Origin of the sequence: Variovorax ginsengisoli, assembly GCF_030486595.1 — a bacterium.
GTDB classification, from domain to species: domain Bacteria; phylum Pseudomonadota; class Gammaproteobacteria; order Burkholderiales; family Burkholderiaceae_C; genus Variovorax; species Variovorax ginsengisoli_B.
The window spans coordinates 1-20,379 of sequence record NZ_JAUJZH010000007.1 but is presented as its reverse complement, the minus strand read 5'-3'; the positions used below and the strand labels follow the sequence as shown (position 1 = coordinate 20,379).

Below are 20,379 nucleotides of genomic sequence, written 5' to 3'. Positions count from 1 at the left end.
GTGTCTGTCCTTAGTTGCGCACGGGCTTGCCGGTCGAGAGCATGCCCATGATGCGTTCCTGCGTCTTGGGATGCACGATGAGCGAGCAGAACGCCTTGCGTTCCAGCGCCATCAGGTATTCCTCGGTGACCAGCGAGCCGGCATCGATGTCGCCGCCGGTGACCACTTCGGCGATCAGGCTCGCGATGTGGAAGTCGTGCGCGCTGATGAAGCCACCGTCGCGCATGTTGACCAGCTGGCCCTTGATGGTGGCGGCGCCGCTGCGGCCCGCAACCTTGAACTGGCGGCGCAGCGGCGGGCGCCAGCCGGCGTCGGCCATCGCCTTGGCCTGCTGCAATGCCACGTACAGCAGCTCGTCCTTGTTCGGCACCACGACATCGCTGTCGAGCAGGTAGCCGAGCTTCTTCGATTCGAGCGCGCTGGTGCCGACCTTCGCCATGGCCGCGGCGGTGAAGCCCTCGGTCAGGAAGGGCAGCAGGTCGCTGCCGGTCGATGCCGCCGCATTCTCGGCCGCGCGGCGCGCGATGTAGGTCAGGCCGCCGGCACCGGGGATCAGGCCGACGCCGACTTCCACCAGGCCGATGTAGCTTTCCATCGCGGCGACACGCTTCGCCGAATGCACCGCCAGTTCGCAGCCGCCGCCGAGCGCCAGGCCGCGCACGGCGGACACCACCGGCACGCTGGCATAGCGGATCTTGAGCATGACGTTCTGCAGCTCCTGCTCCGCGCCTTCGACCGCGCCGATGCCGGCGACCACGAAGGCCGGCAGCATCGCCTGCAGGTCGGCGCCGACCGAGAACATCTCGTCGGGCGACCAGATCACCATCGCCTTGTATTCCTTCTCGGCCAGCTCGACGCCGGCCGCCAGGGCCTCGGCGACGTCCGGGCTGATGGCGTGCATCTTCGAATGGATGCTGGCGATCAGCACCTCGCCATCGAGGGTCCAGAGGCGCACGTCGCCTTCGTCCTGGATCGTGGTGCCGGCCTTGTTGGCATCCGGCGCATCGGCGCCGAGCACGCTCTCGGGGAACAGCTGGCGTTCATGCACCGGCAGCTTGCGGGCGGCGACGAAGCTGCTCTTCGAGGCGCTCCACGAACCCGCTGGGGTGTGGACGCCGCCGGCTTCGGCCACCGGGCCGTCGAACACCCACTTCGGCAGCGGTGCGGTCGACAGCGCCTTGCCCGCATCGATGTCTTCCTGGATCCACTTGGCGACCTGCGTCCAGCCGGCTTCCTGCCAGAGCTCGAACGGGCCCTGCTTCATGCCGAAGCCCCAGCGCATCGCGAAGTCGATGTCGCGCGCGCTCTCGGCGATGGTCGCGAGATGCACCGCGGCGTAGTGGAAACTGTCGCGCAGGATCGCCCAGAGGAACTGGCCCTGTGCGCCCTCGCTCTCGCGCAGCAGCTTCAGGCGCTGTGCCGCCGGCTTCTTGAGCATGCGGCCATAGACCTCGTCGGCCTTGTCGCCCGAGGGCACGTACTCGCCCTTGGCCAGATCGAAGCGCAGGATGTCGCGCCCGGCCTTCTTGAAGAAGCCGGCCTTGGTCTTCTGGCCCAGGTTGCCGAGTTCGAGCAGCTTGGCGAGCACCGGCGGCGTCGCGAAGTTGGCATAGAACGGATCGCTCTTCTCGTCGAGGTTGTCCTGCAGCGTCTTGACCACGTGGGCCATGGTGTCCAGGCCCACGACGTCGGCGGTGCGGAAGGTGCCCGAGCTCGCGCGGCCGAGCTTCTTGCCCGTGAGGTCGTCCACCACGTCGGGCGTGAGGCCGAACTTCTCGACTTCCTTCAAGGTGGCCAGCATGCCGGCGATGCCGACCCGGTTGGCGATGAAGTTGGGCGTGTCGTGCGCCCGCACCACGCCCTTGCCGAGCGCGCTGGTGACGAAGGTCTCGAGCTGGTCGAGCACTTCGGGCTCGGTGGTCGGCGTGTTGATCAGCTCGACCAGGAACATGTAGCGCGGCGGATTGAAGAAGTGAATGCCGCAGAAGCGAGGCTTGAGCGCCTCGGGCAATGCCTCGCTGAGCTTGGTGATCGACAGGCCCGAGGTGTTCGAGGCCAGGATCGCGTGCTTGGCGACGTGCGGCGCGATCTTCTTGTAGAGATCGAGCTTCCAGTCCATGCGCTCGGCAATGGCTTCGATCACGAGGTCGCATTCGCCGAGCTTGGCGAGATCGGTCTCGTAGTTGGCCTGCTCGATCAGGCCGGCATCGGCCACGTCGGCCAGCGGCGCGGGCTTGAGCTTCTTGAGGTTGTCGATGGCGCGCATGACGATGCCGTTCTTCGGGCCTTCCTTGGCGGGAAGATCGAACAGCACGACCGGCACGCGCACATTGACGAGGTGGGCCGCGATCTGCGCGCCCATCACGCCGGCGCCGAGCACGGCGACCTTTTTCACTTGGAATCTGGACATGGTGGTTTGCTTCTTGATGTGGAACGCGCGTGCTTACTGCACACGCATCCAGGTTTGGGTGCGCCAGAAGGGGCCCAGGTAGCCGCGCACTTCGAGCTTCTTGCCGCCGTCGATCGGCGTGAAGCTGGCGCGGTATTCCTTGCCGTTCTCGGGGTCGAGGATCCGGCCGCCTTCCCAGACGTCCTTGCCCTCGGCCTTCTTGCCGCCGCGGATGATCTCCAGCCCGGCGATCGGCTTGCCCTTGCGCTCGTCGGTGCACTCGTCGCACACCGCGTCGGGCTTGGCGTCCTTGCGCAGCGTCTTCTCGATGCGGCCGGCCAGCGCGCCGCCCGATTCGGCGATGCGGATCTCGGCCTTCGATTCGCCGGTCTTGTCGTCAACGCTGCGCCAGACGCCCACCGGGGTCATCTGGGCCATGGCGGAGGCGGCCGAGGCCGCCAGGGCGATCGCTGCGAGCAGGGCTTTCATGGCGTTCAGGCCAGCGCGGCGTCGGTGTTCATCAGCGGCGCGCTGCCGGCGCGCGCGGTGCGCATCAGCGTCGCGGTCTCGGGGAACAGCTTGGCGAAGTAGAAGCGCGCGGTCTGCAGCTTGGCGACATAGAACGGGTCGGTGTTGCCGGCCGCGATCTCGCGCAGCGCGGTGCGCGCCATCAGCGCGAACATGTAGCCGAACACGAAGTGGCCCGCGACGCGCAGGTAGTCCACCGCGGCGGCGCCGACTTCGTCTGGGTTCTGGAAGCCCTTGAAGCCGATCTCGGTCGTGAACTTGGTGAGCTGCTCGCCCAGCACCGCCACCGGCGTGATGAACTCGCTCATCCTCTCGTTGACGCCCTCTTCCTCGACCAGCTTGCCGACCAGCTTGCCGAACTTCTTCAGGGTCGCGCCGTTGTTGCCGAGGATCTTGCGGCCCAGCAGGTCCAGCGACTGGATCGTGTTGGTGCCTTCATAGATCATGTTGATGCGGTTGTCGCGCACGAATTGCTCCATGCCCCATTCCTTGATGAAGCCATGGCCGCCGAAGACCTGCATGCAGGCGTTGGTCGCGGTGTGGCCGTTGTCCGTGATGAAGGCCTTCACAATCGGCGTCAGCAGCGCGACCACTTCGCCCGAGTCCTTGCGCACCTTCTCGTCGGGATGGTTGTGCTCCTTGTCGAGCAGCAGGGTGCAGAAGATCGCCAGCGCGCGGCCGCCTTCGGCATAGGCCTTGGCGGTCATCAGCATCTTGCGCACGTCGGGGTGCACGATGATCGGGTCGGCGTCCTTGTCCTTGGCCTTGACGCCCGACAGCGAGCGCATCTGGGTGCGGTCCTTGGCATAGGCCAGCGCGTTCTGGAACGCGACTTCGGTCAGGCCCAGCGACTGGTTGCCGACGCCCAGACGGGCCGCGTTCATCATCACGAACATCGCCGCCAGGCCCTTGTTGGGCTGGCCGACCAGGGTGCCGGTGGCGCCCTCGATCACGATCTGCGCGGTGGCGTTGCCGTGGATGCCCATCTTGTGCTCGAGGCCGGCGCAGAAGATGCCGTTTCGGCTGCCGATCGAACCGTCGGCGTTGACGTTGAACTTGGGCACCACGAACAGGCTGATGCCCTTGCTGCCCTTGGGCGCGTCCGGCAGGCGGGCCAGCACCAGGTGGATGATGTTCGACGTCATGTCGTGTTCGCCGGCCGAGATGAAGATCTTGTTGCCGGTGATCTTGTAGGTGCCGTCGGGTTGCGGTTCGGCCTTGGTGCGCAGCAGGCCGAGGTCGGTGCCGCAATGGGGTTCGGTCAGGCACATGGTGCCGGTCCACTCGCCCGAAGTGAGCTTGGGCAGGTAGATCTTCTTCTGCTCGTCGGTGCCGTGCGCGGCCAGGGCCTCGTAGGCGCCGTGCGAAAGGCCCGGGTACATGGTCCAGGCCTGGTTGGCCGAGTTGAGCATCTCGTAGACGCACTGGTTGACCGCGTAGGGCAGGCCCTGGCCGCCGTAGGCCGGATCACAGGACAGTGCCGGCCAGCCGCCTTCGACGAACTTGGCGTAGGCATCCTTGAAGCCCTTGGGCGTCTTCACCTCGTGCGTGGTCTTGTCGAGCACGCAGCCTTCTTCATCGCCGCCGATGTTGAGCGGGAAGGTGACCTCGGAGGCGAACTTGCCGCCCTCTTCCAGGATCGCGTTGATGGTGTCGGCATCCACCTCGGCGTGCTTGGGCATGGCCTTGAGTTCGTCGGTGATCTTGAGCACTTCGTGCATCACGAACTGCATGTCGCGCAGGGGCGGGGTGTAGGCGGGCATCGGTGGGTCTCCGGAAAAAGATGAAGAGATGAAGAAAGCGAAGAAAGCGGGGTCGCGCGCCTCAGCGCACGGTCTTGAGGCGCCGGGCGGCGGGAGCCTTGGCGGCCGGCGCGGCGTCGTTGGCGCTGCGCGCCAGGATGTTGTCGAAACCGGCATTGGCACGGGCCAGCGAGTCGGGCGAGCGCAGGAAGCGGGCTTCGTAGTGCAGCGCGAGGATCAGCGCATGGATCTCGAAGGCGATCTGCTTGGCGTCGGCGTCCGCGCGCAGGTGGCCCTCGGTCTGGGCCTGCAGCACGGCGCGGTACATCGCTGCCAGCCAGGTGTTGACCGAGTCGGCCAGGGCGTCGCGCACCGGGCCCGGCCGGTCGTCGAACTCGACCGCGCCGCTGATGTAGATGCAGCCCGAATCGATCTCGGCCGAGGTGCGCTTCATCCAGTTGGCGAACATCGCGCGCAGCCGCGGCAGGCCGCGCGGGGTGCTCATGGCGGGGTAGAACACCTCCTGCTCGAAGCGCTGGTGGTATTCGCGCACCACCGAAATCTGCAGTTCTTCCCGCGAGCCGAAGTGGGCGAAGACGCCCGACTTGCTCATCTGCGTGACCTCGGCCAGGGCCCCGATCGACAGGCCCTCGAGCCCGATCTGGGCCGCGAGATTGAGCGCCGCGTCGATGATGACGGCCTTGGTCTGCTGACCCTTGGCGGGCGCGCGGGAAGGCTTGGCGGGGACGGCGGTATCTGACATCGAGGGGCGGGAAAGAATAAAACGAACGGTCGTGCTATTTTGCAGGAGTTCTGGGGCTTCCGGAAGTGCAAAGACCCGCAGCGTCTGGGGGTCTTTTGCCAAGTCAGACCCGCGTGGGGATCGCCGGACGCAGCGCACCCCCTTGCACCAAAGTGCAAGCCTTCCTGCCCACAAGTACAAGTGCGCCGCTGGCAGCTCTTGCGCACTCTCCAAGTTTTACCCAACAAGGAGTTCCTGTGGCCTCAAAAAAGCAGCTCGCCAAGACGCGGAGACCCAACATTCTGGTGATCTGGGGCGACGACATCGGTATCTACAACCTGTCCTGCTACAGCCATGGGGTGATGGGCTACAGGACGCCCAACATCGACCGGCTTGCGAGAGAAGGGATGATGTTCACCGACTCGTATGGCGAGCAGAGTTGCACGGCCGGCAGGTCATCCTTCATCACGGGGCAGAGCGTGCACCGCACCGGCCTGTCCAAGGTCGGCATGCCGGGCGCCGACATCGGTCTGCAGGCTGAAGACCCGACCATTGCCGAGCTGTTGAAAGCACAGGGCTATGCCACCGCGCAGTTCGGAAAGAACCACCTGGGCGACATGAACAAGTACCTGCCCACCGTGCATGGCTTCGACGAGTTCTTCGGCAACCTGTATCACCTGAACGCCGAGGAAGATCCCGAGGATCCCGACTACCCGACGGATCCGAGATTCCGCGCCAGGTATCTTCCACGCGGCGTACTCAAGTGCCAGGCCACCGACAAGGACGACAAGACCGATCAACCCCGCTGGGGCCGGGTCGGCAAGCAGAAGATCAAGGACACCGGCCCGCTGACGCGCAAGCGCATGCAGACGATCGACGACGAGATCGTGTCCGGGGCCGAAGACTACATCCGGCGACAGGCCAAAGGCGACCAGCCCTTCTTCTGCTGGGTCAACACCACCCACATGCATTTCCGCACGCATCCGAAGCCCAAGAGCGTCGGTCAGGCAGGCGAAAGCCAATCCACCTATCACGACACCATGATCGACCACGATCGGCACGTCGGCCGACTGCTCGATCTGCTGGATGAACTCGGCCTTGCCGAAGACACCTTCGTCATGTATTCGACCGACAACGGTCCTCACATGAACTCCTGGCCGGACGCGGGCATGACGCCGTTTCGCAGCGAAAAGGACACGAACTGGGAAGGCGCGTTCCGCATTCCATTGCTGGTGCGCTGGCCCGGCAGGATTCCGGCCGGGGTGGTGTCCAACGACATCGTGCAGCACCACGACTGGCTGCCGACCTTTCTCGCGATGGCAGGCGAGCCAGAAATCGTCGAGAAGTGCAAGAAGGGCCACGCAGCAGCCGGCAAGACGTTCAAGGTGCATCTCGATGGCTACAACCTGCTGCCATTCCTCACCACCGAGGGAGTGAAGAGCCCCCGCGAAGGGTTCATGTACTTCGACGACGACTCCAACCTCGTCGCCGTGCGCATGAAGAACTGGAAGTTCGTCTTCATGGAACAGCGCACCGAGGGCACGCTGAAGATCTGGATGGACCCGTTTACCGTGTTGCGCACGCCCAAGTGCTTCAACCTGCGCACCGACCCGCTGGAGCGCGCCGACGTCACCTCCAACACCTACTACGACTGGTTCATGTCGAAGGGCTATCGCATGTTCACGGCCCAGGCGGTCGTCGGTGCGTTCATGGAGACCTTCAAGGAGTTTCCGCCGAGGCAGAAAGCAGCGAGCTTCACCGTCGAACAGGCGCATGCCAAGCTCAGCGCCGCCGGCGGTGCTTCGAAGTAGGCCTGCCGTCGAACGCTCATGCTCCGGCCTTTGCGCTCAGGCTTTTCAGTTGGGGGATTTCCCTCGGGACAGCATCGCCACGAGCACCCCATCCTTGAGCACCACATGGGGCGGCCGGGTCGAACCCGGACTGCCGCTCCGAGTCCAAGGGTGCCATGCGCCTCAGATCGACCGCTGATCGACACGGGAAGCAAGCGCCACCGCACTCTCCTTCCGCTCGCTGTACCGATCGACCAGATAGCTGCTGACATCGCGCGTCAGCAGCGTGAACTTGAAGAGCTCTTCCATCACGTCCACGATTCGGTCGTAGTAGCTCGACGGCTTCATCCGGCCCGCCTCGTCGAATTCCAGAAAGGCCTTGGCGACCGACGACTGGTTGGGGATGGTCAGCATGCGCATCCAGCGCCCAAGCACGCGCATCTGGTTCACCGCGTTGAAGGATTGCGAGCCGCCCGAGACCTGCATGACGGCCAGCGTCTTGCCCTGCGTGGGGCGCACAGCGCCCAGGGCCAAAGGAATCCAGTCGACCTGGGCCTTCATGATGCCGGTCATCGCGCCGTGGCGCTCCGGGGAGGTCCAGACCATGCCCTCAGCCCACCGGGCGAGCTCACGCAGTTCCTGGACCTTGGGGTGACTGTCCGGCTCGCTGTCCGGCAGCGGCAGGCCGGCGGGGTCGAAAACCTTGACCTCGCCGCCCATGGCCTCCAGCAGCCGGGCCGCCTCGAAGGTGACCAAGCGGCTGTAGGAGCGTTCGCGCAGGGAGCCATAGAGCATCAGGAAGCGCGGTTTGTGGCGCGAGGGTTCGCGCACGCCCAGGCGCTCGGGCGTCGGCGGATCGAGCAGCCTGGCATCGAGCGCAGGGAAGATGGCGTCGAACATATCGTCGGGATTCAGTCTGCAGCTTGCCCGGCTTCGTACCAGCCCTGGGTACGGTTCACCACCGCGACCACAGCGAGCATCACGGGCACCTCGATGAGGACCCCGACCACGGTGGCCAGCGCAGCGCCCGACTGGAAGCCGAAGAGGCTGATGGCCGTGGCCACCGCCAGTTCGAAGAAGTTGCTCGCGCCGATCAGCGCGGAAGGCCCGGCAACGCAGTGCTTCACCCCGAGCTTTCTGTTGAGCAGGTAGGCAAGACCCGAGTTGAAGACCACCTGGACCAGGATCGGCACCGCCAGCAGCGCGATGACCAGGGGCTGGTCCAGGATGGCCTCGCCCTGGAACGCGAAGAGCAGGACCAGGGTCAGCAACAGCGCCGAGACGGACAGCGGGCCCAGCTTGGCGGCCACGGCCTGGAAGTGCCCGACGCCGCGGCGCAGAAGCGCCTTGCGCCAGAGCTGCGAGATGACGACCGGCACCACGATGTAGAGGCCCACCGAGACCAGCAGCGTGTCCCATGGAACCGTGATCGAGGAAAGGCCGAGCAGCAGTGCGACGATGGGGGCGAAGGCGACCACCATGATGGCGTCGTTCAGGGCGACCTGCGACAGCGTGAAGTACGGGTCGCCCTTGCAGAGCTGGCTCCACACGAAGACCATGGCCGTGCACGGCGCGGCGGCCAGCAGGATGAGCCCGGCGACGTAGCTGTCGAGTTGCTCGGCGGGCAAGTAGGGCGCGAACACATGCCGGATGAAGATCCAGCCGAGCAGCGCCATCGAGAACGGCTTGACCGCCCAGTTGATGAACAGCGTGACGCCGATGCCGCGCCAGTGCGAAGCGACCTGCCCCAGGGCACCGAAGTCGATCTTCAGCAGCATCGGAATGATCATCACCCAGATGAGCAGGCCCACCGGGACGTTGACCTTCGCCACTTCGAGGCTGGCGACCGCCTTGGAGAAGCCGGGCAGCCATTGCCCGAGGGTGATGCCGACGACGATGCACAAGGCGACCCACACTGTCAGGTAGCGCTCGAAGAAGCCGATGGCTGGTTTGGCGGGCGCCGCCGCGGCCAGGGTAGAGGTGGTCATCAGTTCTTCGAAATGCGGGTGAGCGCGGCCTGCAGTTCTGCCGGGCCAAGGTCGGCGAGCGGCAGCGCCAGCAGTTGCAGCATGCGGTACCCGATGGCTTGGCGCGTGAGTTCGAATGCAGCGGCCTTGTCGGCTTCGGGCGCGTTGGATGGGTCCGGGTAGCCCCAATGGACCTTCACCGGACTGCCCGGCCAATAGGGGCACTGTTCGGCCGCCGCGCTGTCGCACACGGTGATGACGATGTGCATCTGCGGCGCCGAGTCCCCGGTGAATTCGTCCCAGCTCTTGCTTCGATAGCCCTCTGCGTCCATGCCGGCGGCCTGGAGCGCCACGAGCGCCTGAGGATTGATGCGGCCGCTCGGTGCGCTGCCCGCGCTGAACGCTCGCACGTCCTTTCGGAGCGCCTTGGCCCAGTGGTTGAGCATGCCCTCGGACAGCACGCTGCGCGCCGAGTTGTGGGTGCAGAGGATGAGTACGTTGATGGTCATGGCGGTGTCAGCACTTGCATGGCATCGGCGGCCGTCTCCACCGCGCAGGCGACACCCTGGCAGCAGTTGTCGGTGAGGTAGCCGAGCAGCGCGTTCATGTTGTCGTAAGCGGCGCGATAAATGAGGTGGCGGCTGGCGCGCTCTTGCGTCACCAGGCCCGAGCCCGCCAGTTCCTTCAGATGAAAAGAGAGCGTGGCGGGAGCGACGCCCAGTGCTTCCTGGATGACGCCCGGCGTGAGACCGCTTTGCCCGGCCACGACCAGCGCCCGAAACACTTCGAGGCGCAAGGGGTGCGCAAGGGCCGCCAGTGCTTGAACGACTTCTTTTGATTCCATTATTCGAGAATAGTCGAATGATCATTTTCGGTCAAGACGCGTGCAGCCGGTGCACTACAGTGTTCCGCGCGATCACCCTCAACCCGACGGAGCCTCATCCTGGACCTGCGCGACCTTCAGTATTTCGAAGTCATTGCCGAGCTCGAGCACCTGGGGCGCGCGGCCGAGCGCCTGCACCGCACGCAGCCCGCGCTGACAAGCTGCGTGCGGCGCCTGGAGGAGGCATGCGGCGCGGCCTTATTCGAGAAGACGGGGCGCGGCATCCGGCTTACCGCGGCCGGCAAGGCCCTCCTCAAGTGGGCGCAGCGCACGCGTTTCGACGTCGAGAGCGCGCGCCGCGAGATCGGCGACATCGGCCGCGGCCTGACCGGCAACATCAAGGTGGGCATCGTGCCGACGGCGGCGCAGTTTCTCTTGCCCCCCGCCGCCCGCGACCTGATGCGCGAGGCCCCCGGCGTCACCTTGCGAACCACGGTGGCGCTGGTCGACGTCCTGAAGCCGCTGCTTCGCGCCGGCGACATCGACCTGATGGTCGCGACCGAGGTTCCCGCGGAAGCCGGGTTCGCCTCCCAATACCTGGCTGAAGACGTGATCGTTGTGGCCGCTGCCGAGTCGCACGCGATCTTCGAGAAGTCGAAGCCCGGGTTGAAGGACCTGACAGGCCATCGGTGGGTGTTGCAGCCCCCCGGCGCGCCGACCCGGGACTGGCTCGACCAGACCTTCGATCGGCACCGCCTCCCCCGGCCCCTGGTGCAGGTCGAAAGCACGATGCTGCTGATGCTTCCCAGCCTGATCGGCGAGACCGGCCTCCTGAGCTTCATCTCGCGGCTGCACCTCCAGGCCGGACGATCGGGCGCCGCGCTGCGCGAAGTGAAGCTCCCCGCCACGACCATGCGCCGCCGCATGGTCGTGACCTACCGGGACAGCGGATACATCTCCCCCGCGGCGCAGCGTCTGATCGACTTGCTGGCGAAATACGCCGTCGCACCGGCATCTTGATACCCAAAGTCAGATCTATCGATCTTAAAAAATTATCGATTGGACTGAATGGGCGCCGCGGCGAATACTCGCCTCCACTGAAGGCACCGCTCGCAATCAGGCGAAGCGGGCCGAAATGGAGACAAGAAATGCAGCACCCCGCTTCCCCCGCCACGGCCTCGCGCCGCCTCTCCGGCTTCACAGCCGCCACCGGCCTCGTCGCCGCAGCGATGCTGCTGGCGCATTCGCCCTCGGTGTCGGCCCAGGCCGCCTATCCCTCGCGGGCCATCAAGCTCATCGTGCCGTTCCCTGCCGGCGGCGGCACCGACCTGATCGCGCGCGAGGTCGCCAACAAGGTCGCCGTGTCCAATGGCTGGTCGATCATCATCGACAACAAGCCGGGCTCCGGCGGCAACCTCGGTGTGGATGCGGCGGCGAAGTCGGCGCCCGACGGCTACACGCTCGTCCTGGGTCAGACCAGCAACCTGGCGATCAATCCGACGCTGTATCCGAAGCTGCCCTACAACCCTGAAAAGGACCTGACCCCGATCGTCGCGGTCGCCAGCGCGCCCCTGGCGCTGGTGGTGGCGGCGGACTCGCCCTACAAGACCGTCGCGGACGTGGTGGCTGCGGCCAAGGCCAAGCCCGAATCGCTGAACTACGCCAGCTCCGGAAGCGGCACGGTGGCGCACCTCGCGACGGAGCTGCTCCAGAAGACCGCGGGGGTGAAGTTCACGCATGTCCCCTACAAGGGCGCTGCCCAAGGCTCGACCGATCTCATCGGTGGCCAGATCCAGATGTACATGTCATCGGTGCCGACCCTGATCGGCTTCGTCAACAACGGCAAGATGCGCTTCCTTGCGGTCACCTCGGCCAAGCGCACCGCCGACCTGCCGGCGGTACCCACGGTGGCCGAGTCGGGCTTCAAGGGATTCGAGGCCATGACCTGGTTCGGCATCGCGGGACCCGCCGGCTTGCCCAAGGACATGGTCGCCAAGCTGAACGCTGCCTTTAACAAGGCACTGCAGGACCCGGAAGTCAAGAAGAAGCTCGCCAGCCAGGGCACTGATGCCCTGGGCGGAACCCCCGAGCAATTCGCCAAGTTGATCCATGACGACATCGGCCGCTGGGCCCCGATCGTCAAGGAATCCGGCGCCAAGGTCGACTGACCCCACCCACCGACGCGTGACGCAGCGCTGACGGCAGGCACGGTGGCCGCACCGGGCCCTGCCTGGGCGCAGCCATGCCCGCGTCATCTCGTCCTTTGCCGGTCTCTCCCCCCGTCTTCACCCACTGAAAGAAGCTCATGTCCTCCAACCTGCCTGACATCATTCGCGACTTCGAACGCGTCCCCGCCGCTATCGTGGCGCTGGCCGCTGAACTGCAGCCGGCCATCCTGGCCGACGTGGCCGGCCGCCGCGGCGCCCTCGACGGCCGCATCAAGGCGCTCAGGCCGCGCATGAAGCTCGCCGGCACGGCACTCACGGTGGAAGTGCGTCCTGGCGACAACTTGATGATCCATGCCGCCATCGCGATGGCGAAGCCGGGCGATGTGCTGGTGATCGACGGCAAGGGCGACCTGAGCTCCGCACTGATGGGCACGATCATGATGACGGCCTGCAAGCAACTGGGCATCGCCGGCGTAGTCATGGATGGTGCCTGCCGCGACAGCCTCGAGATCGACGAGATGGACTATCCGGTGTTCTCGGCCGGCACCAACCCGAACGGCCCGACCAAGAACATCGGCGGGCGCATCGGCCACCCGGTGTCGGTCGGCGGCGTCACGGTGCGGCCCGGCGACTTCGTGATCGGCGACGGCGACGGCGTGGTGGTGGTGGAGCGCGAGAAGATCGAAGCGCTGCTGCCGCTGGCGGCCAGGAAGGTCAAGGACGAGGCGGCGCGCATCGCAGCCATCAAGAGCGGCGACACCGCCGCCAAGTGGCTCGATGCCGCGCTGCGCACTGCCGGCGTGCTGAAGGAAGGGGAGACGCTGTGAGCACCATCCTCGTCACCGGTGCCGACCTCGCACCGCAAGCGCTGGCATTGCTGAAGGATCACGAAGTGGTCTTTGCCGGCAAGACGCCGACCGAAGACGACATCGTCGCACTGAGCCGCAAGCACAACCCGGTCGCCATCATCGTGCGCTACAGCAAGGTGGGCGCCGCCGCGATGGACGCGGCGCCTGCGCTGCGGGTCATTTCCAAGCACGGCAGCGGCACCGACACGATCGACAAGGTCGCGGCCAGGGAGCGGGGGATCGACGTCGTCGCGGCGGTCGGTGCCAACGCGGCGGCCGTGGCCGAGCAGGCCCTGGCGCTTCTCCTGGCCTGCGCCAAATCCGTGGTGTCGCTCGATGCACGCATGCATGCCGGTCATTGGGACAAGGCGACGCACAAGAGCGTCGAGCTGGCCGGCCGGACGGTGGGCGTGATCGGTCTGGGCGCCATCGGCCTGCGCTTCGCCCGCATGGCCGACGCGCTGGACATGCGCGTCATCGGCTTCGACCCCTATGCGAAGAACCTGCCTTCGTACGTTGCCACCGTGGACCTGGAAACCATCTGGCGCGACTCGGATGCCATCTCGCTGCATTGCCCGTTGACCGAGGACAATCGTGAGCTGGTCAACGCCGGCACGCTGGCGAAGTGCAGGCGTGGCGTGATCGTCGTCAACACGGCCCGCGGTGGCCTCATCGACGAACACGCGCTGTTGGCCGCAGTTCGATCGGGCCAGGTGATGAGCGCCGGTCTCGACAGCTTTGCCGTCGAGCCGATGACGGCGGGCCACCCCTTCCAGGGCGAGAGAGGGCTGGTGCTGAGCCCGCACATCGGCGGGGTCACCAGCGACGCCTACGTGAACATGGGCGTCGCCGCGGCCCGCAATGCGCTCGAGGTGCTCGGCCGGCAGGCAGTCGCCGCGGCCTGATCTGCCGAACTGAAAACAGGAGACACCCATGACCAAGAAGACCTCGCCCGCCAGCCTGACCTGGATGATCGCGTTCGGAGCTGTCGCCGCGCTCGCCGCGACCACGCCGCTCGGCGCCAACGCCCAGGCCGCCTACCCGAGCAAGCCGATCAAGATCATCGTCCCGTACCCGCCCGGTGGCGCCGTGGACGTGGTCACACGAAAGATGGCGCAGAAGCTCACCGAACAGATGGGCCAGAGCATCATCGTCGACAACAAGCCCGGCGGCACGGGCACCATCGGCGCCAGCGCCGCGGCTCGCGCCGAAGCCGACGGCTACACGCTGATGGCCAACGACACGACCTACTCGCTGCTGCCGTTCATCTTCAAGAAGCTGCCCTTCGACTACGACAAGGACCTGGTGCCGGTCAGCGCGTATGTGTTCGCGCCGATGGCCATGGTGGTCAACGCCGAATCGCCGTACAAGACCCTGGCCGAATTCCTCGCCGCTGCGAAGGCGGCGCCAGGCAAGCTGACCTATGGCACGGGCGGTGCCGGCACCACGCCGCATTTCACTGCGGAGGCATTCGGCGTGGCCAGCGGCACGAAGCTGATGCACGTGCCTTTCAAGGGCGCGGGCGAGGCCACCCAGGCCGTGCTGTCGAACACCATCGACATGCAGTTCTCGTCGACGCCGGGCGTCATGGGCAACGTCAAGGGCGGCAAGCTGCGGCTCCTGGCCGTGAGCGGCGACAAGCGGCTGGTGGCCTTGCCTGCCGTGCCGACGTTCGCCGAAGCCGGCGTGAAGAACTTCAGCGTCGTCAACTGGACCGGCCTGTGGGCACCGAAAGGCACACCGGCACCAGTGCTCGCGAGACTTCAGCAGGAGATCGCGAAGGCCATGGCCACGCCTGACATGAAGGCATTCGCGGAGGGGTTGGGCGCGGAGCCGCGCATGGCGGATGCCGCTGCTTTTGCGAAGATGCTGACCGACAGCAGCGTGTTGTGGGGCAAGATCGCCGCCAACGCGTCATTCGACAAGCAGTAACTCCCTGGAGATCACCTTGTTCCTCCTTCAGCCGCCGCAGGTTCGGGATCTGGAACTGTTCACCCGCATGCCGGATGCGCTGCGCCGCCGCGAGTCGTCCGTGTGGGCCGATGCCAACCGCGGCGGCCAGCCCACCGACTCGTTCCTCGAAGGCCCGGTGTTCGATGATCTGGGCAACCTCTACGTGACCGACATCCCGTTCGGGCGCATTTTTCGCATCGACCCCGCGGGCCATTGGTCACAGGTTGCGGAATACGACGGCGAGCCCAACGGAATGAAGTTTCTGGACGCCCGCACGCTGCTGGTCACCGACTACAAGAACGGGCTCATGCTTATCGACGTGGCGACCGGCACCGTCACGCCGCACCTGCAGCGCCGCAACACCGAACGCTTCAAGGGCGTCAACGACCTGGTCATCGATGCGAAGGGCAGCATCTACTTCACCGACCAGGGACAGACCGGCCTGCACGACCCCACGGGACGCCTGTACCGGCTGCGCCCCGACGGGCAGCTCGACCTGCTGCTGTCGAACGTTCCCAGTCCCAACGGCGTCGCGCTTTCGCCCGACGGCAAGCTGCTGTACCTGGCGGTCACGCGCGGCAATTGCGTCTGGCGCGTTCCCTTGCTGGCCGACGGCAGCGTGGCCAAGGTCAGCCAGTTCTTCACCTCCTACGGGCCCAGTGGACCGGATGGCCTGGCCGTCGACACGACGGGTCGCGTGCTGGTGGCCAACCCGGGATTGGGCTACGTGTGGGTGTTGAACGCGCGAGCCGAACCGGTGGCCGTGCTGCGCGGGCCGGCGGGCGCGTCGATCACCAACCTCGCCTTCGGCGGCGCGGAGCGTTCGACCTTGTTCGTCACCGACTCGACCCATGGATGCGTCATGAAGATGGACCTGGATATTCCTGGGGTACCGCTGCACCGCGGAACACCGGCCTGAGCCGTCGGTTGAGCGCGCTCCGGCCTTCAACGATTGCCCTCTGGTGCAATGGCGCGCCGGCGGGACGAAGTCCACAATCCCTCGGGCATCCCCAACCAGGAGCGGACCCATGCCCAACGCATCCCGAGCCCCCTACCTCGCACGCCAGTTCACCCCGGCGCACCCCGATCTGCCGGATGCCGCGGGCGTACCGGCGCGGTTGGCCAACGAGCGCTACGTCGAATCGCTGGCACGCATCGTCTACTACTGGGCCTATCCCGCCGTCGACGCCTTCGGCCGCACCAGCAGCTGGGAGCTGATGAAGGCCTCAGGTCCCGGCGCGACCATGGGCCTGTTTCCCGGCGCGCCGAAGAACACGATGGGCTATCTCGACGACCACATGTCGCCCGCCCAGCGCAAGGTGGTCACGCCGAACAGCGACACCATCTATGGCGTCAGCTTCGTCGACCTCACCCGCGAGGCCGTGGTGGTGCAGACGCCCAGCGACGTGCCGAAGGGGCAGTACTGGACCATCCAGATCTGCGACCTCTTCACCACGGTGGTCCACCAGCTGGGCTCGGCAAGCAACACGCCAGGGGGCAAGCTCCTGCTGGTGGGCCCGAACTGGTCCGACGAGAAGCCCGACGGATTCATCGACCTGCTGCGAAGCCCCACCAACGTCGCCGGCCTGTTCGGACGCAGCTTCGCCGCCCATACCGGCGAATCGAAGGCGCGTGCGCGGGCGGTGCTCAACCAGATCGGCGTGGTCGCGCAAAGCCTCGACCGGCCCGGGCCGCTGCGCTTCGACTGCGAGGCGAGTGCGCGCAACAAGGTGTTCCCGCCTGGCGTCACGGCCGAGATGGTGGCGGCCGATCCCGACATGCTGCGGGCAAGGCCGGTCGACCCGACCCGGTTCTGGGACCAGCTCGCCGAGGCACTGGCGCTCAACCCCGCCGTCAGCGCCGACGACGCGGCGATGGCTGCGCAGGCCAGGACGCTGCTGGCACTGCGGGCATCCGACAGCGCCTGGCAGACCCTGCTCGACCGCACGGCGCTCGCCGCCGATGCCGAGCTCCACGCTGGCGCCAGGTACGAGCAGGTCGGCGTCGATGCAGGCAACGGCTGGCAACGCCAGGACAACGGCGGCGCCTGGGGCACCGACTGGTTCGGCCGCGCCCAGGCCGCCATCATCTACATCTACGTCAATGATTTCCACGAGGCGATCTACCTGATCCGCGGCACGGACGACAAGGGCGCGCTCCTGCAGGGGCGCTATCGCTACACGCTGAGGTTCCCAAAGGACGCCCTGCCCCCGGTGGATCGCGACCGCGGCGGCTTCTGGTCCTTGACGATGTACGACCGCGACTACTTCATGCTCGCGAACAGCCCCAACGGGCGGACCAACATCGGCACGGTCAACCTGGACGCCGACGAGCTGAAGTTCGCCGCCGACGGCTCGCTGACCCTGCACCTGTCCCGCGACCCGCCCGCGGACAGGGATGCGCAGGCCAACTGGCTGCCCGCGCCTGACGGCCAGTTTGCCCTGCTGGTGCGCAGCTACGTGCCCATGAAGCCGCTGCTCGACAACAGCTACCAGCTGCCGAACGTGGTGCGCTCCCACTGACGAGCGCTGCAACTGGAGAAGACGATGGCCACAACCTCGATGCTGACGGACTCGCAGATCAGCGACGCGTACATCTACCTGCTGGGCCGGCTGCTGGTGCTGCGCCAGCAGCAGCTGGACTTCAAGGAAGGCTTCCAGTGGAATCGGCTCGTCCACCGCAAGCCGGGCCAGGTGGCCTGGCCGAATCCGAATCTCGATGTGGCCTATTCGGAAGGCTGGGTCGTGGTGGACGAGACGAGTTGCGTCCTGGTGTCGGTGCCGGCGATCGCAGGCCGCTACTACACAGTCCAGTTTCTCAACGGCTGGGGCGAGACCGTGGCGAACCTCAACGAACGCGTGTTCCCGCAGCACCCCAGCGGATCGTTCGCGCTGTGCCTGAAAGGCAGCCGCGTCGAGGTACCGGCCGGCGCGCTGCGCGTCGACGTACCGGTCAAGGCCATGCGCGTGCTGTCGCGTGTCGAACTCGGTGCGAACTGGGACGAGGCGGTCGCATTGCAGCAGCAGTTCGAGATCCGCGCAACGGGCCAGCCGACACCCCCCGCGGTGCCGCAGACGACGATGTTCGAGATCGATGCACTGCCTGGCGTCGAGGCGTTCGACTCCGCCGAACTGGCGCTCGACAGCGAAGCCGACATCAACCCCCGCATGGAGACGCTGCAGGCGGACGCGCGCGCGATCGCCAGGGCCGTCGGGCAGCCCGCCGAGCGCAAGCGCATCGACGAGGTGATCCGGACGCAGGCGTTCGCCGACATCAAGAAGGCGATGCCCAACATCGGCCACGGTACGGTCCGCAACGCCTGGGCCCTGCCGTCGACCTCGGGCGTCTACGGCGAAGACTGGCTGGTGCGTACGCTCATCAACTACGGCGGCATCTGGGCCAATACCCCTGAGGAAGTCATCTACTACAAGGCTTTCGTGGACACCGCGGGCAGGCCACTGTCGGGGGACCGTGCCTACAGCATGCACTTCACGAAGGAAGATCTGCCGGCTCGGCATGCCACCCATTTCTGGTCCGTGATCGCCGTTGACGCGGTGTACCGACGCGTGCTGCCCAACCCGCTGAAGCGCTACCTGCTCAACAAGGAATCCAAGCTGGAATATGGCCCGGATGGGTCGTTGACGCTGTACTTTGCCGATGCGCAACCGAAGGAGGCCCCGCATGGCAACTGGCTCCCGACACCCAAGGAACAGGGCTACAGCCTGACGTTTCGGTTCTACAGGCCCAAGGGCGACGTGGCAGCGCGCAAGTTCTTCCCGCCACCACTCGAGGCCCGATGAGGCATGGTGTGGCGCACGATCGACGCCTTGACGCACTGGAACTGCTGGCGTGGACACACCGTGTAGGCGTCGTCCGACATACAGCGGCCCGCAGCCGTGCAGAGTAGACCCTTGTGTCTGTCGTCAAGGGGAGCCAGTGGCCATGTCGGTCGTCTGCAATGTCTGCGGAAGCGCCAATCGATCGAAGGCGAAGTACTGCGTGGGCTGCGCGCATCCGCTGCCCGGATTCACCCCCACGGGGCCCGCCGCGCTCGACGCCGTGATGGCGATCCGCCCTGCCGCCGGCGCGGCGCCGCGCGGCGCTGAAGGCGGTCGCCACGGCAGCGCCGTTCCGGTGCTTCCGGCGGAGACCGCCGCCTTCTGGCTCAAGGCCGGGTGCGTCGGTCTCGCCATGGTGGTGGGCTTCGCGGCCTGGTGCTTCCATGTCACGCGCAAGCCCGGCGCACCTCCGCTGCAGGAACAGATCCTCACGCTCGTAGTGCCGGAGTCGGCCGCACCCCGGGCTCCCTCGGCGGTGCCGGTGCCATCGGCTTCGAGCGCGCCGCCCGCCGCCACGCGGGATGCCCGCTTGGACGCACTGGGTATTGCACGCGTCGGTCCCGCCGCCGAAAGCGTTGCAACGCCGGACCGGACGGCCGTGCCGCAGGCGGCGCGCCTCGACCCGCCACCGGCGATGACGCCTCGGCCGGCCGCCCGGCCCAAGACGGCCGTCGCTTCGTCCCGCCGCAGCCCCATCGAGGCGCCGCCACCCAGTGCCGTTGACCGCGCCCCCTTGCGCGTCGACCCGGACCCCGGCCCGCCGATCGCGCCCGGACCGGGGCCGCTGTACGACCGCGGGGCGACGCCGTCGCAACGGTTCGCGGATACCGGTCCCCCCGTCGTGCCGGGCCCCGGGCCGCTTTACAACTTCGCGCGCCCGGCCGTGCGGGCACCTTCCAGCCCGATCGGCAACGACCTGGGGCCGCCGATCGCGGCCGGGCCGGGGCCGCAGTTCGACTACTCGACGAGAGGCGCCCGCTGAGGCCCGCGGCGGCGCGTCAGGCGCGCCGGGAAGCCGTCTTGAACCCGGCGTCCGGATCTTCGAGGAAGTCGAGGTTGGCGCGAACCAGCGTCTCGCGCAAGCGCGCCACCGTCTTGACGCCGATCGCCTGTTCGCCGAGCAGTTCACGCTCGGTGATGGCCGACAGATCCTCGAGGCAGAAGATGTGCAGCCGCTTGAGCGCTTCTCGGGCGCCGGTACGCACCAGCAGTTCCTCGACCGGTGTCTGGGGTTCGACCTGGGCGACATCCCAACGCTGGGCACGGCGCGGAAACCAGTCGAACGACTCGAAGACGAAGGGACTGCCCGACGGAATTCGGTGCGCCCGAAGCAAAGTCGAATGCGCCTGCTTCTCTCGATGAATGGCCGCGCGCAGCGCCTTGAGGCAACCGAGCAACTGGTCATCGGGGAGTTGGGCGAGGTCATTGACCGACCGGATCGTGCAGGACATGAAAGCCGCCTTTCGCGTTCGAACGAGCTTAGAACTTATCCGTAAATAGGTAAACTATCGATCCGAGCCGCATTGGGCGCGGCGATGGATCGAGATCTTGGCGAAACGTGTTGAGTCGTGGGTGGTGACCGATGAGTTC

At 66.5% G+C, this 20,379-nt stretch carries 19 protein-coding genes; 10 read left to right on the top strand and 9 right to left on the bottom strand.

The window, feature by feature from the left end:
- Positions 1 to 10: 10 nt before the first annotated feature.
- The 4 genes from QZH52_RS11390 to QZH52_RS11375 form a co-directional block, all read right to left on the bottom strand.
- On the bottom strand, positions 11 to 2,410 hold the full coding sequence (locus tag QZH52_RS11390) for a 3-hydroxyacyl-CoA dehydrogenase/enoyl-CoA hydratase family protein (protein WP_301808271.1): 2,400 nt from the start codon (positions 2,408 to 2,410) through the stop codon (positions 11 to 13).
- Positions 2,411 to 2,443: 33 nt separating this feature from the next.
- Positions 2,444 to 2,878, bottom strand: a complete 435-nt coding sequence (locus QZH52_RS11385) for a DUF2147 domain-containing protein (RefSeq protein ID WP_301808268.1) — start codon at positions 2,876 to 2,878, stop codon at positions 2,444 to 2,446.
- Positions 2,879 to 2,883: 5 nt separating this feature from the next.
- Positions 2,884 to 4,680, bottom strand: coding sequence for an acyl-CoA dehydrogenase C-terminal domain-containing protein (locus tag QZH52_RS11380; RefSeq protein WP_301808265.1), 1,797 nt, complete (start codon positions 4,678 to 4,680; stop codon positions 2,884 to 2,886).
- A 61-nt stretch (positions 4,681 to 4,741) separates the two neighbouring features.
- A complete protein-coding gene (locus QZH52_RS11375) occupies positions 4,742 to 5,422 on the bottom strand; it encodes a TetR/AcrR family transcriptional regulator (RefSeq protein ID WP_301808263.1) in 681 nt (226 codons plus the stop codon).
- Positions 5,423 to 5,574: 152 nt separating this feature from the next.
- Between QZH52_RS11375 and QZH52_RS11370 the strand changes: the two genes are divergently transcribed.
- Positions 5,575 to 7,212 (top strand): arylsulfatase, encoded by a 1,638-nt coding sequence (locus tag QZH52_RS11370; RefSeq protein WP_436411568.1) that lies wholly within the window; start codon positions 5,575 to 5,577, stop codon positions 7,210 to 7,212.
- 162 nt (positions 7,213 to 7,374) lie between these two features.
- Here QZH52_RS11370 and arsH read toward each other — a convergent pair whose 3' ends face one another.
- Genes arsH through QZH52_RS11350 form a run of 4 tightly spaced genes read right to left on the bottom strand, consistent with a single transcriptional unit; the run spans position 7,375 to position 10,002 of the window.
- On the bottom strand, positions 7,375 to 8,091 hold the full coding sequence (gene arsH / locus QZH52_RS11365; protein WP_301808260.1) for an arsenical resistance protein ArsH: 717 nt from the start codon (positions 8,089 to 8,091) through the stop codon (positions 7,375 to 7,377).
- Positions 8,092 to 8,102: 11 nt separating this feature from the next.
- Positions 8,103 to 9,179, bottom strand: coding sequence for an ACR3 family arsenite efflux transporter (arsB, locus tag QZH52_RS11360; RefSeq protein WP_301808257.1), 1,077 nt, complete (start codon positions 9,177 to 9,179; stop codon positions 8,103 to 8,105).
- Entirely contained in the window at positions 9,179 to 9,667 is a 489-nt protein-coding gene (locus tag QZH52_RS11355) for an arsenate reductase ArsC (protein WP_301808255.1), read from the bottom strand. The genes arsB and QZH52_RS11355 overlap by 1 nt, the downstream gene beginning before the upstream one ends.
- The gene (locus QZH52_RS11350) at positions 9,664 to 10,002 is read right to left on the bottom strand and encodes an ArsR/SmtB family transcription factor (RefSeq protein ID WP_301808253.1); all 339 of its coding nucleotides are present in this window, start codon (positions 10,000 to 10,002) and stop codon (positions 9,664 to 9,666) included. The genes QZH52_RS11355 and QZH52_RS11350 overlap by 4 nt, the downstream gene beginning before the upstream one ends.
- Before the next feature lie 96 nt (positions 10,003 to 10,098).
- Here QZH52_RS11350 and QZH52_RS11345 point away from each other — a divergent pair, with 96 nt between their 5' ends.
- From QZH52_RS11345 to QZH52_RS11305, 9 genes are all read left to right on the top strand, one after another.
- Positions 10,099 to 11,001: a LysR family transcriptional regulator gene (locus QZH52_RS11345; RefSeq protein WP_366919291.1), complete on the top strand. Its 903-nt coding sequence runs from the start codon at positions 10,099 to 10,101 to the stop codon at positions 10,999 to 11,001.
- A 128-nt stretch (positions 11,002 to 11,129) separates the two neighbouring features.
- Positions 11,130 to 12,149, top strand: a complete 1,020-nt coding sequence (locus QZH52_RS11340) for a Bug family tripartite tricarboxylate transporter substrate binding protein (RefSeq protein ID WP_436411567.1) — start codon at positions 11,130 to 11,132, stop codon at positions 12,147 to 12,149.
- 137 nt (positions 12,150 to 12,286) lie between these two features.
- Complete coding sequence (locus QZH52_RS11335; protein ID WP_286534041.1) at positions 12,287 to 12,976, top strand: RraA family protein; 690 nt, start codon at positions 12,287 to 12,289, stop codon at positions 12,974 to 12,976.
- Positions 12,973 to 13,902, top strand: coding sequence for an NAD(P)-dependent oxidoreductase (locus tag QZH52_RS11330; RefSeq protein ID WP_301808247.1), 930 nt, complete (start codon positions 12,973 to 12,975; stop codon positions 13,900 to 13,902). The genes QZH52_RS11335 and QZH52_RS11330 overlap by 4 nt, the downstream gene beginning before the upstream one ends.
- 28 nt (positions 13,903 to 13,930) lie before the next feature.
- Positions 13,931 to 14,929, top strand: coding sequence for a Bug family tripartite tricarboxylate transporter substrate binding protein (locus QZH52_RS11325; protein ID WP_436411566.1), 999 nt, complete (start codon positions 13,931 to 13,933; stop codon positions 14,927 to 14,929).
- A 16-nt stretch (positions 14,930 to 14,945) separates the two neighbouring features.
- Complete coding sequence (locus tag QZH52_RS11320) at positions 14,946 to 15,869, top strand: SMP-30/gluconolactonase/LRE family protein (RefSeq protein WP_301808245.1); 924 nt, start codon at positions 14,946 to 14,948, stop codon at positions 15,867 to 15,869.
- Positions 15,870 to 15,978: 109 nt separating this feature from the next.
- Positions 15,979 to 17,472 (top strand): DUF1254 domain-containing protein, encoded by a 1,494-nt coding sequence (locus QZH52_RS11315; protein WP_301808242.1) that lies wholly within the window; start codon positions 15,979 to 15,981, stop codon positions 17,470 to 17,472.
- Positions 17,473 to 17,496: 24 nt separating this feature from the next.
- Positions 17,497 to 18,750 (top strand): DUF1214 domain-containing protein, encoded by a 1,254-nt coding sequence (locus tag QZH52_RS11310; protein ID WP_301808239.1) that lies wholly within the window; start codon positions 17,497 to 17,499, stop codon positions 18,748 to 18,750.
- Between the two features lie 142 nt (positions 18,751 to 18,892).
- A complete protein-coding gene (locus QZH52_RS11305) occupies positions 18,893 to 19,771 on the top strand; it encodes a hypothetical protein (protein ID WP_301808236.1) in 879 nt (292 codons plus the stop codon).
- 16 nt (positions 19,772 to 19,787) lie between these two features.
- On the opposite strand, the gene QZH52_RS11300 is transcribed toward QZH52_RS11305, so the two are convergent.
- Positions 19,788 to 20,240: a helix-hairpin-helix domain-containing protein gene (locus tag QZH52_RS11300; RefSeq protein ID WP_301808234.1), complete on the bottom strand. Its 453-nt coding sequence runs from the start codon at positions 20,238 to 20,240 to the stop codon at positions 19,788 to 19,790.
- Between the last annotated feature and the right edge of the window lie 139 nt (positions 20,241 to 20,379).